The sequence below is a fragment of the Sporosarcina sp. CAU 1771 genome, assembly GCF_054482775.1.
Map to the genome: position 1 here is coordinate 72,552 of NZ_JBTLRN010000004.1, position 19,880 is coordinate 92,431.

Here is a 19,880-nt window from a genome sequence, read left to right on the forward strand (position 1 = left end):
TATGTAGAAAAAGCCGACTACCGTAGGGCGCATATGTATACGCACATTCGGAGTCAGCTTCATCCTTTAGGCCTTACGCCGAGTTTTTGTCTTTTCCAATCTTAATTTCCTTACCTTCTTCAGTTAGAAGGATTGGACTTGCTTTACCTAATACAGATTTTTGTGTAATGATGCACTTTTTCACTTCTTCTAACGAAGGAAGTTCATACATTACATCTAGCATAATATTTTCGATTATCGAGCGAAGTCCACGTGCACCCGTCTTACGTTCAATTGCTTCTTTAGCAATTTCGAGCAACGCATCTTCTTCGAATTCTAATTCAACATCATCAAGGCCAAGCATTTTTTGATATTGCTTTACAATCGCATTTTTCGGCAATGTAAGGATTTGGAAAAGCGTATCCTCACTCAACTGTTCAAGACTTGCAAGAACAGGTAAACGGCCGATAAATTCAGGAATTAATCCGAAGCGCTGTAAATCTTCTGGAATCAATCTAGATAGAAGAGAAACATCATCTGGGATTGTATTTGGATCTGCTCCAAACCCAATGACTTTCTGTCCGACACGACGTTTAATAATATCATCAATACCGTCAAAAGCACCACCAACGATAAACAGAATATTCGTAGTGTCTATTTGGATAAATTCTTGATGTGGATGCTTTCGTCCGCCTTGTGGAGGAACGCTTGCAACGGTACCTTCAAGAATTTTCAGCAATGCTTGTTGAACACCTTCACCTGAAACATCACGAGTTATCGAGGCATTTTCAGATTTACGTGCAACTTTATCGATCTCATCGATGTAGATGATGCCTTTTTCAGCGCGTTCTACATCGTAGTCTGCTGCTTGAATAAGCTTCAATAAAATATTCTCAACGTCTTCTCCAACGTAACCTGCTTCAGTCAAAGAAGTCGCGTCTGCTATTGCAAATGGTACATCAAGGATGCGTGCAAGTGTCTGAGCCAATAACGTTTTACCACTCCCAGTTGGGCCGATAAGTACAATATTTGACTTAGATAGTTCCACATCATCAATTTTACTACCTGAATTTACACGTTTGTAGTGATTATAAACGGCTACTGAAAGCGCTTTTTTCGCGCGGTCCTGACCAATTAAATAATCATCAAGAATACTTTGTATCTCTTTCGGTTTCGGAACGTCTTTAAGCTCAAATCCCTCTTCAAGCCCAACTTCCTCTTCAACGATTTCAGCACAAAGTTCTACACATTCATCACAAATATAAACGCCTTGACCAGCTACAAGTTTACGTACTTGTTCCTGTGATTTACCACAAAAAGAACAATTTAAATTATCTTTTTCATCATTAAATTTGAACATTATGCTCACCCCTATTCACGTGCCAATCTTACAAGATTAAGCGACTATAATCAACTATTTAGGATTCTTCTATATTTTTTAATTTAACTTACCTTATTCTATGTAAAACAAGGTACGGTCTACCGTACCTTGTCCTTATATTACTTATTTATTCAATAACCTTTGCATTTTCAACAAGAAACTCAACTGTTTTATTGAAACGAAGATCATTTTCAAGTACAGTCGTTCCACCTAAAGTTTCTCTAATTTGTTCGATCTCCATACCAAACTGATCGGACATCTTTTGAAGTTCTGCTGTTATTTCTTCTTCAGTTACTTCTAAGTTCTCTTCTTTACCGATTGCTTCAAGTGTTAGTGAAACACGAACGCGCTTCTGTGCATCTTCTGTCATTTGTGTACGAAGTGCTTCTTCATCTTGACCTGAGAATTGGAAGTAAAGCTCTAGGTTCATGCCTTGTGATTGAAGACGCTGACCAAACTCTTCCATCATGCGGTTAACTTCTGTATCGATCATTACTTGTGGAATATCAACTTCAACATTTGTTGCAGCTGCTTCTACAAGATCATCGCGAAGTGCAGTTTCAGACGCACTTAGTTTTTCAGTTGCTGTTTGTTCTTTCATTTTCGTACGAAGTGCTTCAAGACTTTCGACTTCTTCGTCGATTTCTTTAGCTAGTTCGTCATTAAGTTCTGGAATTTCTTTTGACTTAATTTCATGAACTTTCACTTCAAACGTAGCTAGTTTTCCAGCAAGTTCTGCAGCATGATACTCTTCAGGGAAAGTAATTTCAATTGATTTCTCTTCTCCGACTTTCATGCCGATCATTTGCTCTTCAAAGCCTGGAATGAATGATCCTGAACCAATTTCAAGGTCAAATCCTTCTGACTCTCCACCTTCAAATGGCTCTCCATCTGCAAAACCTTTAAAATCAAGTTTTACTGAATCCCCATTTTCAATTTCGCCTTCTTCTTTAACTACAAGCTCAGCGAAAGCTGTTTGACGGTCTTTCAATTGCTCTTCGATTTCTTCGTCTGTAACTTCTGTATCTAGACGAGTAACTTCAAGGCCTTTGTATTCTCCAAGCTTTACTTCTGGCTTAAGAGTAACGACTGCTTTGAAAATTAGTGATTTACCTTTTTCCATTTGCTCAATGTCGATTTCTGGACGATCGATTGGATCAACACCAGCTTCGTCTAAAGCATTTCCGTATGCTACCGGAAGAATGAAATCAAGTGCATCGTTATATAGTGATTCAACACCATACATTTTTTCGAACATTGCACGTGGCATTTTTCCTTTACGGAAACCCGGTGCTTGAACATCTTTAACTACTTTTTTAAATGCTTTATCAATACCTACTTTTACTTCTTCTGCAGGCACCTCAACCGTAAGTGTACCCGTGTTACCTTCGTTTTTTACCCATTCAACTGACATAATAAAAACCCTCCGAATCTTTTAATCGATATATTTTCGTACGTATATAACCAATTGACAACTAACTAAGTATATCATAGTCTGTTCATCTTACAACAAATTTCATTCTAATTCCAATTCCGTTTCTGTATCGATTTGTTTAATAAATTGATCCAGCGGGGTCTCCGGATAATGAGTTCCTGAGAATAGGCTATCTATGTATTGAACGTATGCTGTTGCTATCTCATCTACTTCATAGTCCCCCCAACCGAAAGGAAATGCTGTAATCGCAAACTTCTCGACTGTACCTATTGCAAGTTCAAGACGGGATGGATCTTTAGAAAGCATCCGCTCGATTGCAGCAATCACATTGTTTGTTACTTCGTCTTGGCCAGGCAGCGCCATGTCTGCAGGTATTATTGTTAATTCAGAACCAAACTTCTGAACGGTTACTTCTTCTGAAAAACCAATCTGATGTAAAAGGGTAAGCCCAAATGTGATAACAAGTGGCGATAAATCCGATCGTTTTACAATTTCTAGAAGTAAAGGCAACACGATTTGTAAATCTGTTCCTTCTAAAGAAGCTAGTGCATGTTGCTGCATAATTGAATCCATTTCATTAAAAGCTTCCATTGTAAAAGATGTATCCACAAGTGTAGGTAAGTCTTCACCATATCGCTTTGCCAAACGATTATTTAAATCACGTAAGTAATTGAACTTCTTCAAACGATCGCTAGGGATAATTCCTTCGCTAATTAATGCGTCAATCGTTATTTCTACTTCCTCATACTCTTGTAACTGAATGCTAATCGTTAGGTACAATTCCATTGCTTCTATGTATTCTGATGTTCCACTATGTAAAAGTTGAGTCGCAATTTCCTTTGCTTTGGCAAAGTTTTTCACTTCATATAAAGCGATGGCATAAGGTACTAGGAATTCTGGATTATGAGGTTCATAAACGATCGCCTGGTCAAATGCTTCTACTGCATCTTCAAACTCTCCATTTTCAACAAAGACCGTTCCCTTTTCAACAAGCCTTTCGAAAGTTCCTGGAAAGACAATCAGATTTTCTTTTTTACGAAGCCGACCATATTTCCTCCGCATTTTGCACACCCCCTTCCATTACTCTAATAGAACTATCATTTTAAGTGCAATCTATCTTACGCTTGCTACTAAAAGACTAAACGAAAGAACTTAAACGGTCAAGACTACAATTATAATTTATCCAAAGGAAAAAAGCGATTCCATTCTCTTGTCTTTACGAATAATATACAAATGCATATAAAAGAGTTAGAATATTCTTAAAGACATAATTCTTTTATTTAACATACACCATCTGAAGTTAGACTACGAAAGAGGTGATTACCATTAAATTTCTATCTATAATGGAAGTCAAGTTCAAAAAACTAATCGAGGCGTCAATTCGTTATCCATTAACACTACTGTTTCTAGTTGCTTCTACAATAGTGAACATTGTCTCCATTAATTCTGAAACAGAAGAGCTTTTAAAACTAACATTCACATTTTTGGTTGGGGCATTTGTAAGTGCTTTAGCACAACATATTTATGAACGGTTTTTCACGAGAACAAATGAACGAACACTTCTCATGTTAGGCTCAATAATTTTCTCGGTTTTATTCTTTTTCGCCATCCATCCTTCTTCAAACTTCAATATTGAAACTTCAACAAAGACTGGAATTACAATGTTTGCACTGTTAATGGGCTTCATATGGGTACCATCAATTAAAAATAAATTAACTTTTAACAAATCATTTATGTCTGCTTTTAAAGCATTTTTCACTACAATTTTATTTACCCTTGTAATTGCTGGCGGTATCAGTCTTGTAATTTTCACGGTTGACAATCTTCTTTTTTCAGTAAACGACAAAACGATTCCGCATGCTTTAATTATCGTATTGGGATTATTTTCACCCATCTTTTTCTTGTCATTTATACCTGCGTACCTTGGCAAGAAAGACAATGATATTCCATTGGAAGAACTTCAGGTTAGAGAACATCAAATCGAAAAAGCGATTGCATGCCCTACAATTCTAGAGATTTTAATATCTTATATAATCATTCCATTAACAGCAATCTACACCATAATTTTAATCACTTATATCTTGCTGAATCTGGATGGTGAATTTTGGACAAAGAACTTAATGGAACCACTTTTGGTTTCCTATACAATCACTGTGCTCATCGTTTACTTACTTGCCAGTAACTTAGAGAACAAGTTCGCTTCCTTTTTTAGAATGATATTCCCGAAAGTTCTCGTTCCAATTGTGCTATTCCAAACTATCGCTTCCATTTTAAAAATTAGCGAAATGGGAATTACTCATGGGCGTTATTACGTGATCCTGTTTGGATTTTATGCAATTGTGATTGGTTTAATCTTCAGCTTTTTACCTATTCGAAAGAACGGATTACTCGTACCAATTTTAATCGTTTTATCGGCAATTTCGATTACTCCACCTATCGATGCGTTCACAGTAAGTCGCAGCAACCAAATACATTTGCTTGAAAAAACATTGGAGTCCAATAATATGTTTGAAAACAACAAGATCATTCCCAATTCAACTGTTTCAATTGAGGATAAAAGGGTCATTACACAGACAGTTTCTTATTTAGACAACATGAGTTATACAAATAAGATAGATTGGCTTTCGGATTATTCAATACAAGGAAGTAACTTTGAAGGAACGTTTGGATTTAACCCAATTTACGCCTTGACCGATGAAGAAAGCACTGAGCCAAAGTTTGCAACTTTGAATTGGGAGGATAAATCTGTATTAAATATTGGCAACCCTGACTATTTAACGCATATGTACATCAATAGTTCAATGAAGGAAGTCGATGCCGACGAGCCTACCTTAATTGAAAATGGGATGTCAAGTTATCGTTTGATAAAACAACTCTCTAATAACAACTATTGGATGCTACTAGAAAATGAAAACAGCAACGAATTAATTAAAGTTGATCTACTGCCCATTTTAAAGTCGACTCTTGACAGTTCGGCTATGAACAACAATACGTTATCAATTGAAAAAGCTTTCACAACACATGACAGTGAACAAGTTAAAATGAGTATTCTAGTCAACACTGTCGATTTCTATGGCGATGAGTACAATGCAGACATATATATTTTCGTAACAATAAAATAAATTTGAGCAATGGTCGGGTGCATTCGTGCACCCGGCCGTTTTTGAATTCTAGATGTATTTCCGAAAGTTTTTATTCCACTACTGCCGGCAGTCAAATGGAGTTATTCAGTTCTCTCATTATTTCCTAGGATTTCTTGGGACTTCTCAATTAATGCTTTTCTATAATCTTTAGGCCCAGCGTACCAGTACTCCTTTTGTTTCTTGGCCTTTTCTTCCAAGACTTCTATAAAGTCGGTAGAAGCTTCCATTCTCATTTTATCCATCTCGCGTTTCACTTTAGTTTCTTTTTTCATATTCAATCCTCCTAGTTGCATTCATCACTGTACAATATGGCTTATTGTGAAAAACTTTATGCAAGAAAAAGGAAATCTGTAAAATACGATTCGATACATATTGAAAAACGTTAAATTTGTCCATCTGTGCTATTATTAATTTATTGATTTAATTTATTGGAGGTTTTTTAATGGATAATAATGATATTCTAATTCGCTTGCGATATGCATTAGATATAAAGAATTCAGAAATGGTAGAGATTTTTAAACTTGGTAATTTGAATGTATCGATAGACGAAGTCGTGTCTTTACTAAAAAAGGTAGATGCTGATTCTCCGGTTCAGGATCGAAAGGAATGTACTCTTTCTATGTTAGACGCCTTTTTAAATGGTCTTATCATTTTCAAAAGAGGACCAAAAGAGCAAAAACCAGGAGATACTGTGAACGTAGCAACTGTCCAAACAATTGAAGACATGCCGAACAATCTTCTACTCAAAAAAGTAAAGATTGCCCTTTCCCTTACTAGTGAGGACATGCTTACTATATTGGAACTCGCTGGAATTTCAATTTCAAAAGGTGAACTTGGGGCCGTGTTGAGAAAAGTAGGGCATAGAAATTACAAAGAATGCGGAGACAGATATGCGCGGAACTTCTTGAAAGGCCTTGCTATAAAGTATAAGGAATAATATTTTTTTTGGGGTGCCTGTGCACGGTGCAATTCATACACAATTTAGAATTGTTTCAAAGTTGTGTGGTACACAGGCACAGCAAACTAAAAACACCCTCAAATTCTTAAAGAATTTGAGGGTGTTTTTTTGAATATATTTACTTGTTACATCATTTGTTTTGATCGAACTTATGTTTTTCCCTCGAAACGTTCAGTTTTATCCCATCCGATGACTTCTCGATTCTTTTTAGCTTTTATATATAAAATTAAGCTTCGGACAAACAAATATGAAAAGAGTTGTGCATACGTAAAATACATAATAATACTTATAAAAATGTTGATGGGTGTAAATGTTCGTTGTGTCGCCTGTGCCGCAAAAAGTTGTGCTGTATAAATAATGTAAGATAGATACCAGATAAACAATAACGGGTAGCTATTTTCAATTGTAAACACATCGAATATCCCCAAAATGAACCAAACATAAGAAACGAGAAGAAAAAGCCAAAAAATAACATATACCATCAACTGATGGATTGAATGGACAAGTAGTTTTCCACGAAAGTAACCCGGAGATGTTAATGTTTTTTCAACTATATATAGATTTCCCTGAAGCCACCTGGTCCTTTGCTTTATGTAGACAGAAAGCGTTTCAGGTTCTTGCTCCCATGTAATCGAATCTGGAACAATCGGTAAAAAATAACCGGCTTTTGTAATGCGCAATGTTAATTCGGCATCCTCAGCTATCGCATACGGATCATAGCCACCTAAGCTATCAATTACAGATCGTTTGACTAGCATATTGGTTCCGGTCAAAGAGCCCGTCTTAAATAACTGCCATCTTCCAGATTGCATGAGCAACTGAAAAACTTGGAATTCAATAGATATCATACGCGTAAGCCAATTCGCTGATTCGTTCATCGTTCGAACATAGCCTACAGCACCCGCAGATTGCTCATCTTGTTCGGCCGTAGCGACCAACTTTATTAATGCATCCGGTTCTGGTTGATTATCCGCATCGTACACACAATAATATTTATTGAAGGAAATACTTAAGCCGTGATTCAGCACTCGTGATTTTCCGCGTGGCTCTCCTGGTGGTACTCTAATATGATGCACATTCTTAAATGCATCATCATAAACTTGAGCTATTTCCGCAGTAGTATCTATTGAATTATCATTTAATATAAAAATTTGTAAATCACCCGGATATTCAATAGCAATCATCGCTTCAATCGTATCTTTAATAACAACGCCTTCGTTATGTGCAGGAATTAAAATGTCGACACCGGGATAGTAGTCCAATATTGGAGTCTTCGGTGTTCTTAATCGATTATAAACACCTGCAACTAGCAATAAAGAATAATAAGATAAAAGAGTTAAAAATAGCAATGTAGTAAAGAGTAACACGTAAAGGATATTAAATATCGCACCTACTATTATTAAAACAATAAATACTATGAAAAGCAGAAGTAAAATTATGGTTCGCTGCTTCATGAATGAATCACCTGCTTCGGCAAGGTAGCATGTCCTTCTGTCTCTTTAATACTCCATTTTATTTTTTTTAGTGTCTCTTCTTCAAATCGTTCTTCTAAATTCCCCTTTATTCTTCCTTTTACAATTTCAAATTCTTCAGGACCTATATTTTGAAGTAAAAGCACGAGACTATTGTTGTCATGTCTTCCCACGAGATCATAATGATTTCTTATTGTCGTTTGTAAAATTGTTCCCACTGACATCATAACCGTTTGCTTAATCGAACGAGGAATAGTAGATAGATCCACATAAACATAATAACCTACTTCATTTCTCCTTAACATTCCCGCCAATATACCTGTTGCCCGTTTTTCAAATTCCACGTGTGATAAAATACCACTTTCTGATATATAACCCTCTAATTGAAATACGAGTTCCCTCAGAAACTTATTCTCTGTACTAAATTGAAAAACATACTTCGCTAGGCTATACAAAGCAAACAAATGAATTAGAAATACAAAATGGATAGCTATTCCCCACACTTGTTCAGCAGTAGTCCATTCATGAATAAAAGCAAATACAAGTGCAACAAATACAGAACTAACAGTTAAAAGAATATAAATAAAAAAAGAAAGACGATCCGTTCCTACGAAAAAAATAACCGCTATAAGTGCAAAAGCTGAATACATCCATGGCTCAATAAAGTTATATGTTGTCATTACAATACTTATCATTGTTGTCAACCAAATAATAGAAGCAATAGGCATTTTTATACGGTTCCAAAGAATAGTTTTATTCAATAGTATTTCAGCTCCTTCACCTTTCACTTCCCTATTTTTCAATAGTTCAAACTGAAAAATCCTGTGGTTAAATTATGTGCATGTGTGCGTCGCAATTAATGAAAAAATAAAAAGGTAAGTGATTTGAAAATCACTCAACCTTTCAACAATAGCGAATATTAATCTTTCTTCCTCTATATCATACCTATCAAGATTTTACTACTTAAGTCTATCTTCTACTATATGTCAACATTGATATTCCATCGACGATTATTGCGCAGTCAGGATGTAAATCTATCTTCGGATAATCCCCCTTGAATAATAAACGACCCCTTCCAAGTATCACAGGAATAATTCCAATTATATATTCATCTACTAAATTGGCACGTTTAAACTACCCCCACTTTCTCTTAGTTTAGAAGTGGGGGATTGAAATCAAATAATCCTTATCTACGGAGACTTCACTTTTAGAGTCCTTTACACGCCAAATGCAAAGATTTTTGTAATTTCTCCCCGAAATCGTTCCGTTGAATAAATCTTGATGCCAGTGCACGGTGCAATTCATAGCATATTCATTGTTTTATTTAATCTCGTAATACTTCAAGTACCATACGTGCTACAAATGCACCTCTTATTGAAATATGATCCGTATTGATATATTCCTTACCTGGCTGGTGTACAAAATCCCCACTCATTCCCATACCGTCGAGCGTTGGACAGCCAACAGATGCTGTAAAGTTCCCATCGCTTCCTCCTCTTGTAATGATTCCATCCATTTCCAATCCAAACTCTTTTCCAACTTCTTTCGCTTTCGTATAAAGAGCTTTGTGTCTATCGTCTGTTTCATCAAACGGAGGTTTTTCTATTCCACCCTTCGTCGTTATTTTCACATTTGGGTTGAAAGATTTCAGATTTTTGAACACTTCATCAAATTCATAAGCCTTCTCTGATGATGAAAACCTTGCATCAATTGTCAGTTCACCGTCACCTGGAACTGTAGGCCATCCAGCATGACCACTTTTTAAGCAAGTACATGCAACCGTTATACCATTGTCTATGTCGGTTAAACTTTCTAGATAAATAGCCTGTTGAGCCAACTCCATTAAACCACTCTCGGCTTTTTCTGGTTCCTGTCCAGAGTGTGCAGGTTTGCCCTCTGCTATAAATGTATAATTACTTCTGCCATAGCGACCCCTCTTTAAGCCACCTACATCATCGCCTTTTGCACTTTCCATAACAAAAGCAGCCTTGCTCTTTTTTGCCAATTCTTCATAATGCATATGCGATGAATAACTTCCTGCCTCTTCATCTGAACTTAAGAAAAATACAATTTTTTTATTTTCGGGAAGCAAATTAAGCTCTTTAAGTGCTTTGGCAACCATATATACTTGGACGTTTCCGCCCTTCATATCTAGGACTCCGGGACCCCAAACCTTTGCATCTTCATGCTTCCATAACCCACCAAATCCACCTTTTGGATAGACGGTGTCATAATGACCAACAAAAAGAACTTGCTCTTCACCCTCACCTAATTCCATAAGTAAGTGGTCGCCGTAACGACTATCATTACTTGGAACAACTGTGCACTTAAAACCTATGGCACCAAAAACTTTCGCGAAATAATTTCTACATTTTTCTAGATCTAACTTATCGCCTTCAGTTGGGGTTTCTAAAAGCACTGCTCCTTTTAACACTTCTAAAAACTCATCGTTATGCTTTTCCATATAATCCAAAATCTTTTTCGCCTCTGGCATAGTTATCTCCTCTTTCTTTTTATATACTTTCCTTCTAATGCTACTCCTGCAACATTTTGTCCGAAAGTTTTAATATGTAATTTTCCTACCCTATCTATTATACTACATGGACTTGATTGTCGTTGCCTGTGCACGGTGCAATTCTGACACAATTCTGAATTATGTCAGAGTTGCACCTCACACTTTAGAACAAAATAGGTCATCCCGAAGATAAAAAGACAATATTAAAACTCTATTCCAGTAGTAATAGAATAGAGTTTTCGTTACTTCCTATTAAATTGAAATTCCCATTTATAACTCTGTTTGTTCTAGGAGCTTTGCAGCAAAATATTTCCGTGCATCAGCAGTCAGAATTTGCATATTAGCTTCTTCCTCTTGCCGTTCGAACTCGACAAACATCCCACTTAAATTTTCATACACGGAATGGACATGAAAGCCCTTGTCTAAATAGTCATCTACTTTTTTCATTTCATCCATACTTAACAAATGATCCGACATTCACACACCCCTCTTTCCTAATTAGCCGCTTTACTTTCACTTGCTTTTACAGAGATATTGTCCCAATCGTGACCAACTGTAATTCCTAAATACTCCGCGTCACTCGGATTGTCTAATTCAGCTTGCGGGTACTTTTTAAACCACCAATATTTCGCTAAAACATAATACACTAGTGCCCCGGCAAAAAAGCCGACTAATGCAGAATACGTCGGGAACATATTGGCTAATCCACCTCCAACTACCCAAGCGATTAAACCCGCTAAATTAAAGCCATTCATATACCGATATTGCCCGTCTAACTCGTACAAATCCTTTACGTTTACACGACGTTTACGAATTAAATAATAATCAGCGAATAATATTCCCACAATTGCCGTTAAAATACCGCCAATGATTAATAGCGCATCGACTAAGATACCAAACAAACTCCATGGCTGCGCTAAGATTCCTACAAGACCCGCAATGATAACACCAACCCAGAACGGCACCTTGGGTCCACCAATGTTCGAAAATATCGTTGCCGCCGGAATAACGTTTGCAGATGTGTTTGTTGACCATTGGGCCAATACAATCATTAGCAACAATATTCCTAATACAATTCCGGTTGCACTTTGCTGCAAGGCATTTATCGGATCCGCAGATCCTACAGCCATATAAGCTATTGCACCTATCGTTACAATAAATGTATTGGTAATCGGCATGACGATTAAAGATCCGACTAACTGCGTTTTATTGCGTTTGAACCAATTGCGCTCATTTTTTGGTGCTTTAAAAAACCGAGATAGTGTCGGCATATCTGCTGCTAACGTTGCCCAGAATCCCATGTTCGCCATGATAACGACCATGAATGCTGTAAATGCTGCCAATCCCGTTGTCGGTGATTCTATCCAAGTCCACACATTTTTCCCATCTGTCGTTGCATGATCAGCAAGCGTATAGTACATCCAGCACGAGATTAGAATAATTACCGGTGCTGCAAAATCTGCAAAGCGCTCAATCGATTTAATCCCGAGAGATGTGTTAAATAACTGCAATGCCGCGAATACTAGGAAGCATAAAAACCAATAATCAAAGCCAAATAATATGTTCAAAATCCCATTGATGGCCATAGCTCCAAAATAGGTGTTAAGCCCAAACCAACATGCTGCTGTCACTCCACGTACGAGAGACGGTAAATGAGTGCCGATTGTCCCAAATGGAGCACGCATATAAACAGGGAAGGACAAACCGTGCTCAACACCTATATCTCCGATTAATGTCATCAATATTCCAATTAAAACAGAACCTATTATCGTCGCTAAAATCACCATTGGCAATGATAAACTTATAATACCGGATCCACCAATTGCAAAAGCAGCTAAAACAATTGCCATTCCTACCCAAATCACTGCAAAACCAAATGTCCCAACACTTCTTTTTGGATGTGTAACTGGAAGTAAATCTGGTGATTTTAAATAATCGCCACCACTTGTCATACATGTCTCTCCCTTATATTAGATTTCCAGTTATTATAGAAAAGCGCAAGCGCCTGTTTAGCTCGCGAAGGAAATAGGAAAATTTTCAGAAGTCGCTCTTTGACTTTTGGAAATTTTATCTTTTCCACAGTGAGCTAGGCGCTGAATTCTAAGCAACTTTATAGTCAAAAACATATACCTTCATATCTTTAAACAACCAAGCGCACTCATTTTTATCGAGCAAAATTGCCGATAACGGATTGACGTTCGTTCCAAGACATTGGCGCAATGACCGACTTTCTTTCAACCATTGAAATCGCACCTTCTACCGGACAAACAATTGCACATAAATTACAACCTACACAATCTACTTCTCGTACCTTTAGCATCGGTCGGCCACTTTCCGTGTATAGGTCGATACATTGATGTGACGTATCTTCACACGCGATATGACACTTATTGCAATTAATACAAATATCATTATTAATTTCAGCAACAATATTGTAGTTTAAATCTAAGTCACCCCAATTGGAATAACGCTGAACCGAACGTCCGACTAGGTCCATTGCTGAGGCAATTCCTTTTTCATCCAGATAATTGCTCAGTCCATCAATCATATCTTCAACAATACTGAATCCGTGGTGCATCGCCGCCGTACATACTTGTACGCCTGTTGCACCCATCAACATAAATTCCGCAGCATCCTGCCAATTGGATATTCCACCAATTCCTGAAATTGGTACATTGACAGAAGAATTTCGTGCACATTCTGCAACCATATTTAATGCAATCGGTTTGACAGCAGGTCCACTGTATCCACCATGCGCACCTTTTCCAGCAACATGAGGCACGGTATTCCATGAATCTAAATCTACACCTACTAAACTATTAATCGTATTGATCATACTTACGGCATCAGCCCCGCCACGCACTGCTGATTCTGCAGTCACAGTAATGTCTGTAATGTTTGGCGTTAGCTTGACTATAACCGGTGTTCGTGCAACTTCCTTCGCCCAGTATGTTTGCTTTTCAACCAATTCAGGAACTTGCCCTGAGGCGGATCCCATTCCTCGTTCTGCCATGCCATGTGGACAACCAAAATTAAGCTCAAGCCCATCAACCCCCACAGCTTCTACTCTTTTGACAATCTCATGCCACTTGTCTTGCTGTGGCTCAACCATCAATGAAGCGATGATGGCATGATTTGGAAACCTTTTCTTCGTTTCTAGAATTTCCTGTAAATTAACCTCTAACGGACGATCTGTAATGAGCTCAATATTACTAAAGCCCGCAACCCTCTGCCCGTTATAGTTAGCAGCCGCAAAACGTGAGGAAACATTCAAAATTGGTTCACCCAATGTTTTCCAAACTGCGCCACCCCAACCCGCTTCAAATGCACGTTGCACTTGATAGCCAGAATTCGTAGGTGGTGCCGATGCTAACCAAAATGGATTTGGTGATTTAATCCCTGCTAAGTCAATTCGTAAGTCCGCCATGCTACATCCCCCCTATGCAATCTCGCTCGGTTTTCTTAAACGCTCATGAATGATGTAAGCCGCATCTTTTCCTTGTTGCGCAGCTGTTACCACCATTGCTTCTCCCTGGCCATTGCCGAACACGACATCTCCACAAGCAAATACTTTTTCATTCGATGTCTGCATTGTCGTTTCATCAATATCTACTACTCCGTTCGTATGCTGTAATCCGAACGTTTCGATAAGAGAAACAAAGCGCGTTTGTCCGATTGCTTTGATGACCGCGTCCAGCTCAATAACAAACTCGGATCCCTCAATTACTTCAGGTCGTTGTCTGCCGTCTGCACCCGCTTCTCCGAGCTTCATCTTCACGCATTCAAGTCCTACTACTTTCCCCGACTCGTCCCCAATAATTTGTTTCGGAGCTGTCAACCACTTAAATCCGATGCCATCCTGCTTGGCAAATTCATATTCAAATTGATAGGCAGTCATTTCTTTTTCCGTTCTTCTATAAAGGATATCTACTTGATTGGCACCTAATCGAACGGCACTGGTTGCTCCATCGACGGCAGTGTTACCTGCACCGATAACCGCAACACGCTTACCAATTAAGTCTTCTGTCAATACACCCACTTTCGTCTGTTTAATAAACTCAATAGCATCGTGAACGCCAACCAGTTCCTCTCCTTTAATGCCGAGATTGGGCACGGATCCCATACCGACAGCTAAAATAACGCTATCATATTGTGTTAAAATCTCTTCAGCAGAAATATCCACACCTACTGTTGTGTTTGTTTTAATTTCCACACCAAGGTTAACAACTTGTGACACTTCCCATTCAACTACATTATTTGGTAATCGGAATGAGACAATACCATAGTTATTCAAGCCACCCGCCTTTTCTTCTGCCTCAAAAATAGTGACACTATAACCGAAGCGACTAAGCTCTCTCGCTGCAGCTAAACCAGCTGGACCAGCACCAACAATCGCTACTTTTAATCCATTTGATTCTCCTTTTTTAAAGAGCTCGACGCCCGATTCGATTGCCCAATCCGTTGCATAACGTTGTAGTTGTCCTATCTTAATTGGCTTGGTTGATGAATTTAACACACATGCACCTTCACACAACACTTCGACTGGACATACGCGTGCACAACTTGCTCCAACGGGATTCGCCTCCATAATCGTCTTGGCCGAACCTAACATATTACTGGAAGCAATCTTTTTGATGAAATTCGGGACTTGAATACTCGTCGGACAAGCTGTAATACAAGGAGCGTCATAACAGTACAAACAGCGATTCGCTTCTTCCATCGCTTCATTTTTTGACATCTTGCTAATTACTTCTTCAAAATTTCGTTCGAGTTGCGAAGTCATTTAAACATTCCCCCTTATGGATTGATGTCTACACGTTGATCGGTTGTGCAATCGCCGGCTTTAATGCACGCTTCATATATTTGCCACTACCTAATGTTCCTACAAACTTTTTATTTTTAATGACATATTCCCCACGCACAAGTACACTGATAGGCTCTCCTGTTACTTCCCATCCTTCATAAGGGTTGTAGTCAACATTCATATGGTGAGTGCTCGCTGATAGTTCACGTTTTACTGTAGGATCAAAAATAACGATATCCGCATCCGAACCAACTGCAATCGTTCCTTTTTGCGGATATAGACCGAAAATTTTTGCAGCACTCGTTGAAATCATATCGACGAAGTCATGGATTGAAATTCGTCCTTTCGAAACACCTTCAGAAAATAAAATACTAAAACGGTCTTCAATAAACGGTCCACCATTTGGAATTTCAGAAAAATCATTTAATCCCAATTGCTTTTTCCCGTTGAAACTAAATGAACATTGGTCTGAGCCAATTGTTTGCAGTTGCTTGGACTTTAACGCATTCCACAAATGCTCTTGATGATATTTTGGACGAAGAGGTGGTGACCAAACATATTTGGCTCCTTCGAAACCTGGCTGTGCTAAGGCTGACTGATCAAGCGTTAAATAGGGTGGGCAAGTCTCCCCGTATACGTCATAGCCCTTTTCACGCGCTGAAATTACCTCATCTAGTGCTTCTTTACACGTCACATGTACAACATAAAGCTTTGCTCCTGCGATATGCGCTAGTTCTATAGCTCGTTTCGTCGCCTCGCCTTCTAATTCTGCGGGACGCGTCAGTGCGTGATAAATTGGTGCAGTCTGCCCAGCTTGTTTCGCCTCCTCTACTAATTCATCGATGACTGAACCGTTTTCACAGTGCACCATAACTACTGCATCCAAGTCCTTTGCAATTTTTAAGGCTTTGAACAGTGTTCGATCTGACGCCTGGAATTCTTTTGCGTAAGCCATGAACACTTTGACAGACGTTATACCTTCTTCCTTCAGTACCACTGGTAACTCGGCCTCTGTTTCAGGCGATAATTCACCGATCATTAAATGAAAACCGTAGTCAATGACTGATTTCCCCTTCGCTTTCTCATGCCACTTTTCCACAGCAGTCGCAAGTTTTTCTTCCCCCGCAGATAGGCAAAAGTCCAATATGGTCGTTGTCCCACCGAAGGCAGCCGCAATTGTACCCGATTTCCAATCATCGTCTGTCACGGTGTTGTTGAACGGCATATCTAAATGCGTATGCGGATCAATCCCTCCAGGCATGACGTATTTACCAGTTGCATCTACAATTTCTGCTCCTTCGACCGATAAACTTTGGCCAATTTGTACAATTTTTCCGTTCTCTATTAAAATATCTGCTTCGTACATATCTGAAGCTGTCACAACGAGTCCGCCTGTAATCACTTTTTTCATAGTACCCTCACCCTTCAAATAATAAATGTTGTTTTTTTGAACACCTGGTATCACAGTCGTTCATTGGTTTAGCGTGATTTTTCCACTCTTACTGAGCTTCGATTGAAGTTTCAACACGGTTTCCAATATCACGTCTGCTCCTTTGGTGCAGTCTTCAAATGTTGTTACTTCCTCTTCGCAATGACTTTTCCCATTGATACTCGGAACAAAAATCATTGCCGATGGGATAATACTTGCGATATATTGCGCATCGTGACCCGCTCCGCTGAACATTCTATTCGAGGAATAACCAAGTTCATGACATGCATTTTCCACTTCATTGCAAATAACTTCATCAAAAAATACTGTTTCTCTTCCCCATAGCTTGACCGGTTGAATGCGGCAACCATTTTCCTCTGAGGCTAGTCCTGTTACTAGATTCTCCACCTTGCGCATCACCTCTGGATCTTGATGACGCGAATCCATTGTAAACACTACTTTGTTCGGAATGACTGTATGGATATTAGGTGTCACGTGCATACGTCCAAATGTGAATACCAGTTCTTCATCAATTTCTCCGAGTTGCTCATGCAATGAAGAAATGATATAAGACGCCACAATCATCGGATCTTTACGCATCGACATCGGAGTAGTGCCAGCATGATTTGATTCACCTGTCACGGTAATTTCATAGCACACCATTCCTAAAACACCCTCGACCACTCCAATTTCAAGTTGCTCTGCTTCTAATACCGGCCCTTGTTCAATATGCAACTCAATAAATGCGAGGGCTTCAGTCAATCGATATTCTTGCTTCCCTTCATAGCCACTCGTTCGTAATGCTTCTTGGAATGTAATGCCATTTTTATCTACTGACTGGAGCATTTTTTCTTTAGTAAATTTGGAAGTAAGGACACCGGAACTCATCATCGCTGGATCGAAGCGCGCACCTTCTTCATTCGTGAAATTTACAAGCATTATTGGAATTTCGATTTCAATGTTATTTTCCTTTAATGTGCGTATCGCCTCTATTGCAGTTAAAATACCTAAAACTCCGTCAAACCTGCCACCTTTTTCAACAGAATCTAAATGCGATCCGATTGCAATTGGTGGGCAATCTCGTTTACCTGGTAGAAGCGCATAGATATTCGCCATGTCATCTACTTGAATATCCATGCCTAACTCTTTGCATAGTTCACAAAAATAGTCTCTTGCTAATACATCCTCTTTTGAAAGGGATAATCGGGTTACGCCCCCATTTGCAGTTGCACCAAATTGACTGAACTGTTCAATTGAATCCTGCAACCGACTACTATTACACTTATACATATGCAAGTCCCTTCTTTCTTAGTTATTAATAATCTGGGTTCGCTACTAAAATCATAATATACAAAGTATTCGGAAGATATAGATAGTAAACCAAAAAGATATGTGCAAGTGCACAATTTTTGTGGTACGGTATGTTTATGATTAAGGGGGGGTTGTTATGTCAACAATTGGAAAAATAATAGAAGGGTCTCAATTCCCGATGCTAACACTAGTCGCTGGACAAAGTGGTATGTTTCGAAGAGTTACGGGGATTAACGTTGTAGAATGCATTGATTCAATGATACTTTGCCGACCAAATGAATTAGTTGTAACAACAGGTATTAATTTTCCACACAAAAATACATCCTTAGATCAACTCGTTAAACTTGCGCACTCTAAAAAGGTAGCTGGTTTTATCGTGAATACAGGACCAAACATTCCTGACATCCCTGAATCGGTCATCTCGTTTGCCAATGAGCATCAATTACCTGTCTTTAAAATGCCTTGGGGCCGACGTATAGCCGATCTATTAAAAACGACATTTCAATTTATCGCAACTCACGAACGCGAACAATCCACCGAAGACCAAGTCCTTTACAACTTTCTGTTTAACTACAAACAGCACGTCGATTCCACAAGGCAAAACTTAACACAATTTGGATTTCCACAAGGCACAGAATTAGCCATCATCACTTGTACAACAACAGATGCACGGAGCATCGATCCGTACGAGTTCCTCATTCAGCACGCATTTCAAAATAGATATAAACGCTTTTTAAGACTGAAACATAAAAATCACCTCATCTTTCTAATCAACCGAACACAAATTACTAAATCCTACAGCACTTTCTCAAAAGCAGTTGAAGATATCTACGATAAAGTTACCCAGAAAAACGGTAACTTAAATGTCATTATTGGCAAAGGTAATTTTTATGATGACTGCAAAAATATTCATAAAAGCTATAAGGAATCACTTACTGTCATTCAGTTAGCACAGCTGCACAATAATCGATTCTTATACAAACATAAAGAAATTGGAGCCTATAAAATTATCATGGGTGTGAAAAACAGGGATTTAATTGAATCCTTTAGTAAAGACATGCTCGGACAACTTTATCGGTATGATGATCTGCATAATACCGATTACGTGGTATTCTTACGCATTTTTCTTGAAGAAAATGGCAGTACAAGTAAAATTAGTGAACGTTTATTCATTCATCGCAACACCGTCCTATATAAAATAAAAAAAGTAGAACAGCTATTAGATATCGATGCCACCAACCCATTTACAAAAACCAATTTGTATATGGCATTTTTAATAGAAGATGTGTTAGCGCATTAAATAGTAACGTGTAATTAGAAAAGCAATATATGAATGATGATTCACTCACTGTCATTAGATTACTAAATACACACTAGTTATGAAGATTTTTTGTACTAGGATGAAAAATCTTGATTTAACGTACTATATTTCGTCCTCCCGTAATATTATGGA

Annotated in this window: 16 protein-coding genes; 3 read left to right on the forward strand and 13 right to left on the reverse strand. The window is 38.3% G+C overall.

Annotated elements, in window-relative coordinates:
- Positions 1–73: 73 nt before the first annotated feature.
- From clpX to ACXYMX_RS05535, 3 genes are all read right to left on the reverse strand, one after another.
- Positions 74–1,339, reverse strand: coding sequence for an ATP-dependent protease ATP-binding subunit ClpX (clpX, locus tag ACXYMX_RS05525; protein WP_459043243.1), 1,266 nt, complete (start codon positions 1,337–1,339; stop codon positions 74–76).
- 148 nt (positions 1,340–1,487) lie between these two features.
- Complete coding sequence (gene tig / locus ACXYMX_RS05530; protein ID WP_459043244.1) at positions 1,488–2,774, reverse strand: trigger factor; 1,287 nt, start codon at positions 2,772–2,774, stop codon at positions 1,488–1,490.
- A 102-nt stretch (positions 2,775–2,876) separates the two neighbouring features.
- Complete coding sequence (locus ACXYMX_RS05535) at positions 2,877–3,857, reverse strand: tetratricopeptide repeat protein (protein ID WP_459043245.1); 981 nt, start codon at positions 3,855–3,857, stop codon at positions 2,877–2,879.
- A 254-nt stretch (positions 3,858–4,111) separates the two neighbouring features.
- Here ACXYMX_RS05535 and ACXYMX_RS05540 point away from each other — a divergent pair, with 254 nt between their 5' ends.
- Entirely contained in the window at positions 4,112–5,917 is a 1,806-nt protein-coding gene (locus tag ACXYMX_RS05540; RefSeq protein WP_459043246.1) for a DUF4153 domain-containing protein, read from the forward strand.
- Between the two features lie 101 nt (positions 5,918–6,018).
- Here the strand turns inward: ACXYMX_RS05540 and ACXYMX_RS05545 are convergent, their stop codons facing one another.
- The gene (locus tag ACXYMX_RS05545; RefSeq protein WP_459043247.1) at positions 6,019–6,210 is read right to left on the reverse strand and encodes a hypothetical protein; all 192 of its coding nucleotides are present in this window, start codon (positions 6,208–6,210) and stop codon (positions 6,019–6,021) included.
- 170 nt (positions 6,211–6,380) lie between these two features.
- Between ACXYMX_RS05545 and ACXYMX_RS05550 the strand changes: the two genes are divergently transcribed.
- Positions 6,381–6,875: a YehS family protein gene (locus ACXYMX_RS05550; RefSeq protein WP_459043248.1), complete on the forward strand. Its 495-nt coding sequence runs from the start codon at positions 6,381–6,383 to the stop codon at positions 6,873–6,875.
- 170 nt (positions 6,876–7,045) lie between these two features.
- Here ACXYMX_RS05550 and ACXYMX_RS05555 read toward each other — a convergent pair whose 3' ends face one another.
- From ACXYMX_RS05555 to ACXYMX_RS05595, 9 genes are all read right to left on the reverse strand, one after another.
- Positions 7,046–8,350: a glycosyltransferase family 2 protein gene (locus ACXYMX_RS05555; protein WP_459043249.1), complete on the reverse strand. Its 1,305-nt coding sequence runs from the start codon at positions 8,348–8,350 to the stop codon at positions 7,046–7,048.
- Entirely contained in the window at positions 8,347–9,129 is a 783-nt protein-coding gene (locus ACXYMX_RS05560) for a hypothetical protein (RefSeq protein WP_459043250.1), read from the reverse strand. The genes ACXYMX_RS05555 and ACXYMX_RS05560 overlap by 4 nt, the downstream gene beginning before the upstream one ends.
- 563 nt (positions 9,130–9,692) lie before the next feature.
- Positions 9,693–10,862, reverse strand: a complete 1,170-nt coding sequence (locus ACXYMX_RS05565) for a M20/M25/M40 family metallo-hydrolase (protein ID WP_459043251.1) — start codon at positions 10,860–10,862, stop codon at positions 9,693–9,695.
- A 291-nt stretch (positions 10,863–11,153) separates the two neighbouring features.
- Positions 11,154–11,360, reverse strand: a complete 207-nt coding sequence (locus ACXYMX_RS05570; RefSeq protein WP_459043252.1) for a hypothetical protein — start codon at positions 11,358–11,360, stop codon at positions 11,154–11,156.
- Between the two features lie 17 nt (positions 11,361–11,377).
- Positions 11,378–12,835, reverse strand: coding sequence for an NCS1 family transporter (locus tag ACXYMX_RS05575; RefSeq protein ID WP_459043253.1), 1,458 nt, complete (start codon positions 12,833–12,835; stop codon positions 11,378–11,380).
- 212 nt (positions 12,836–13,047) lie between these two features.
- A complete protein-coding gene (preA, locus tag ACXYMX_RS05580) occupies positions 13,048–14,310 on the reverse strand; it encodes an NAD-dependent dihydropyrimidine dehydrogenase subunit PreA (protein ID WP_459043254.1) in 1,263 nt (420 codons plus the stop codon).
- Positions 14,311–14,322: 12 nt separating this feature from the next.
- The gene (locus ACXYMX_RS05585; protein WP_459043255.1) at positions 14,323–15,666 is read right to left on the reverse strand and encodes an NAD(P)-dependent oxidoreductase; all 1,344 of its coding nucleotides are present in this window, start codon (positions 15,664–15,666) and stop codon (positions 14,323–14,325) included.
- A 28-nt stretch (positions 15,667–15,694) separates the two neighbouring features.
- Positions 15,695–17,098, reverse strand: coding sequence for a dihydropyrimidinase (gene hydA, locus ACXYMX_RS05590; RefSeq protein ID WP_459043256.1), 1,404 nt, complete (start codon positions 17,096–17,098; stop codon positions 15,695–15,697).
- Between the two features lie 60 nt (positions 17,099–17,158).
- Positions 17,159–18,406, reverse strand: coding sequence for an allantoate amidohydrolase (locus ACXYMX_RS05595; RefSeq protein WP_459043257.1), 1,248 nt, complete (start codon positions 18,404–18,406; stop codon positions 17,159–17,161).
- Positions 18,407–18,563: 157 nt separating this feature from the next.
- On the opposite strand from ACXYMX_RS05595, the gene ACXYMX_RS05600 reads away from it, so the two are divergent.
- Positions 18,564–19,727 carry a PucR family transcriptional regulator gene (locus tag ACXYMX_RS05600; RefSeq protein ID WP_459043258.1) on the forward strand — a complete coding sequence of 388 codons (1,164 nt, stop codon included), beginning with the start codon at positions 18,564–18,566 and terminating at the stop codon, positions 19,725–19,727.
- Positions 19,728–19,880 lie beyond the last annotated feature (153 nt).

Bases quoted from the DNA above. Each gene is read 5' to 3' on its own strand.
- clpX (WP_459043243.1), bottom strand. From the start codon at position 1,339: ATGTTCAAATTTAATGATGAAAAAGATAATTTAAATTGTTCTTTTTGT.
- tig (WP_459043244.1), bottom strand. From the start codon at position 2,774: ATGTCAGTTGAATGGGTAAAAAACGAAGGTAACACGGGTACACTTACG.
- ACXYMX_RS05535 (WP_459043245.1), bottom strand. From the start codon at position 3,857: ATGCGGAGGAAATATGGTCGGCTTCGTAAAAAAGAAAATCTGATTGTC.
- ACXYMX_RS05545 (WP_459043247.1), bottom strand. From the start codon at position 6,210: ATGAAAAAAGAAACTAAAGTGAAACGCGAGATGGATAAAATGAGAATG.
- ACXYMX_RS05550 (WP_459043248.1), top strand. From the start codon at position 6,381: ATGGATAATAATGATATTCTAATTCGCTTGCGATATGCATTAGATATA.
- ACXYMX_RS05555 (WP_459043249.1), bottom strand. From the start codon at position 8,350: ATGAAGCAGCGAACCATAATTTTACTTCTGCTTTTCATAGTATTTATT.
- ACXYMX_RS05565 (WP_459043251.1), bottom strand. From the start codon at position 10,862: ATGCCAGAGGCGAAAAAGATTTTGGATTATATGGAAAAGCATAACGAT.
- ACXYMX_RS05570 (WP_459043252.1), bottom strand. From the start codon at position 11,360: ATGTCGGATCATTTGTTAAGTATGGATGAAATGAAAAAAGTAGATGAC.
- ACXYMX_RS05575 (WP_459043253.1), bottom strand. From the start codon at position 12,835: ATGACAAGTGGTGGCGATTATTTAAAATCACCAGATTTACTTCCAGTT.
- preA (WP_459043254.1), bottom strand. From the start codon at position 14,310: ATGGCGGACTTACGAATTGACTTAGCAGGGATTAAATCACCAAATCCA.
- ACXYMX_RS05585 (WP_459043255.1), bottom strand. From the start codon at position 15,666: ATGACTTCGCAACTCGAACGAAATTTTGAAGAAGTAATTAGCAAGATG.
- hydA (WP_459043256.1), bottom strand. From the start codon at position 17,098: ATGAAAAAAGTGATTACAGGCGGACTCGTTGTGACAGCTTCAGATATG.
- ACXYMX_RS05595 (WP_459043257.1), bottom strand. From the start codon at position 18,406: ATGTATAAGTGTAATAGTAGTCGGTTGCAGGATTCAATTGAACAGTTC.
- ACXYMX_RS05600 (WP_459043258.1), top strand. From the start codon at position 18,564: ATGTCAACAATTGGAAAAATAATAGAAGGGTCTCAATTCCCGATGCTA.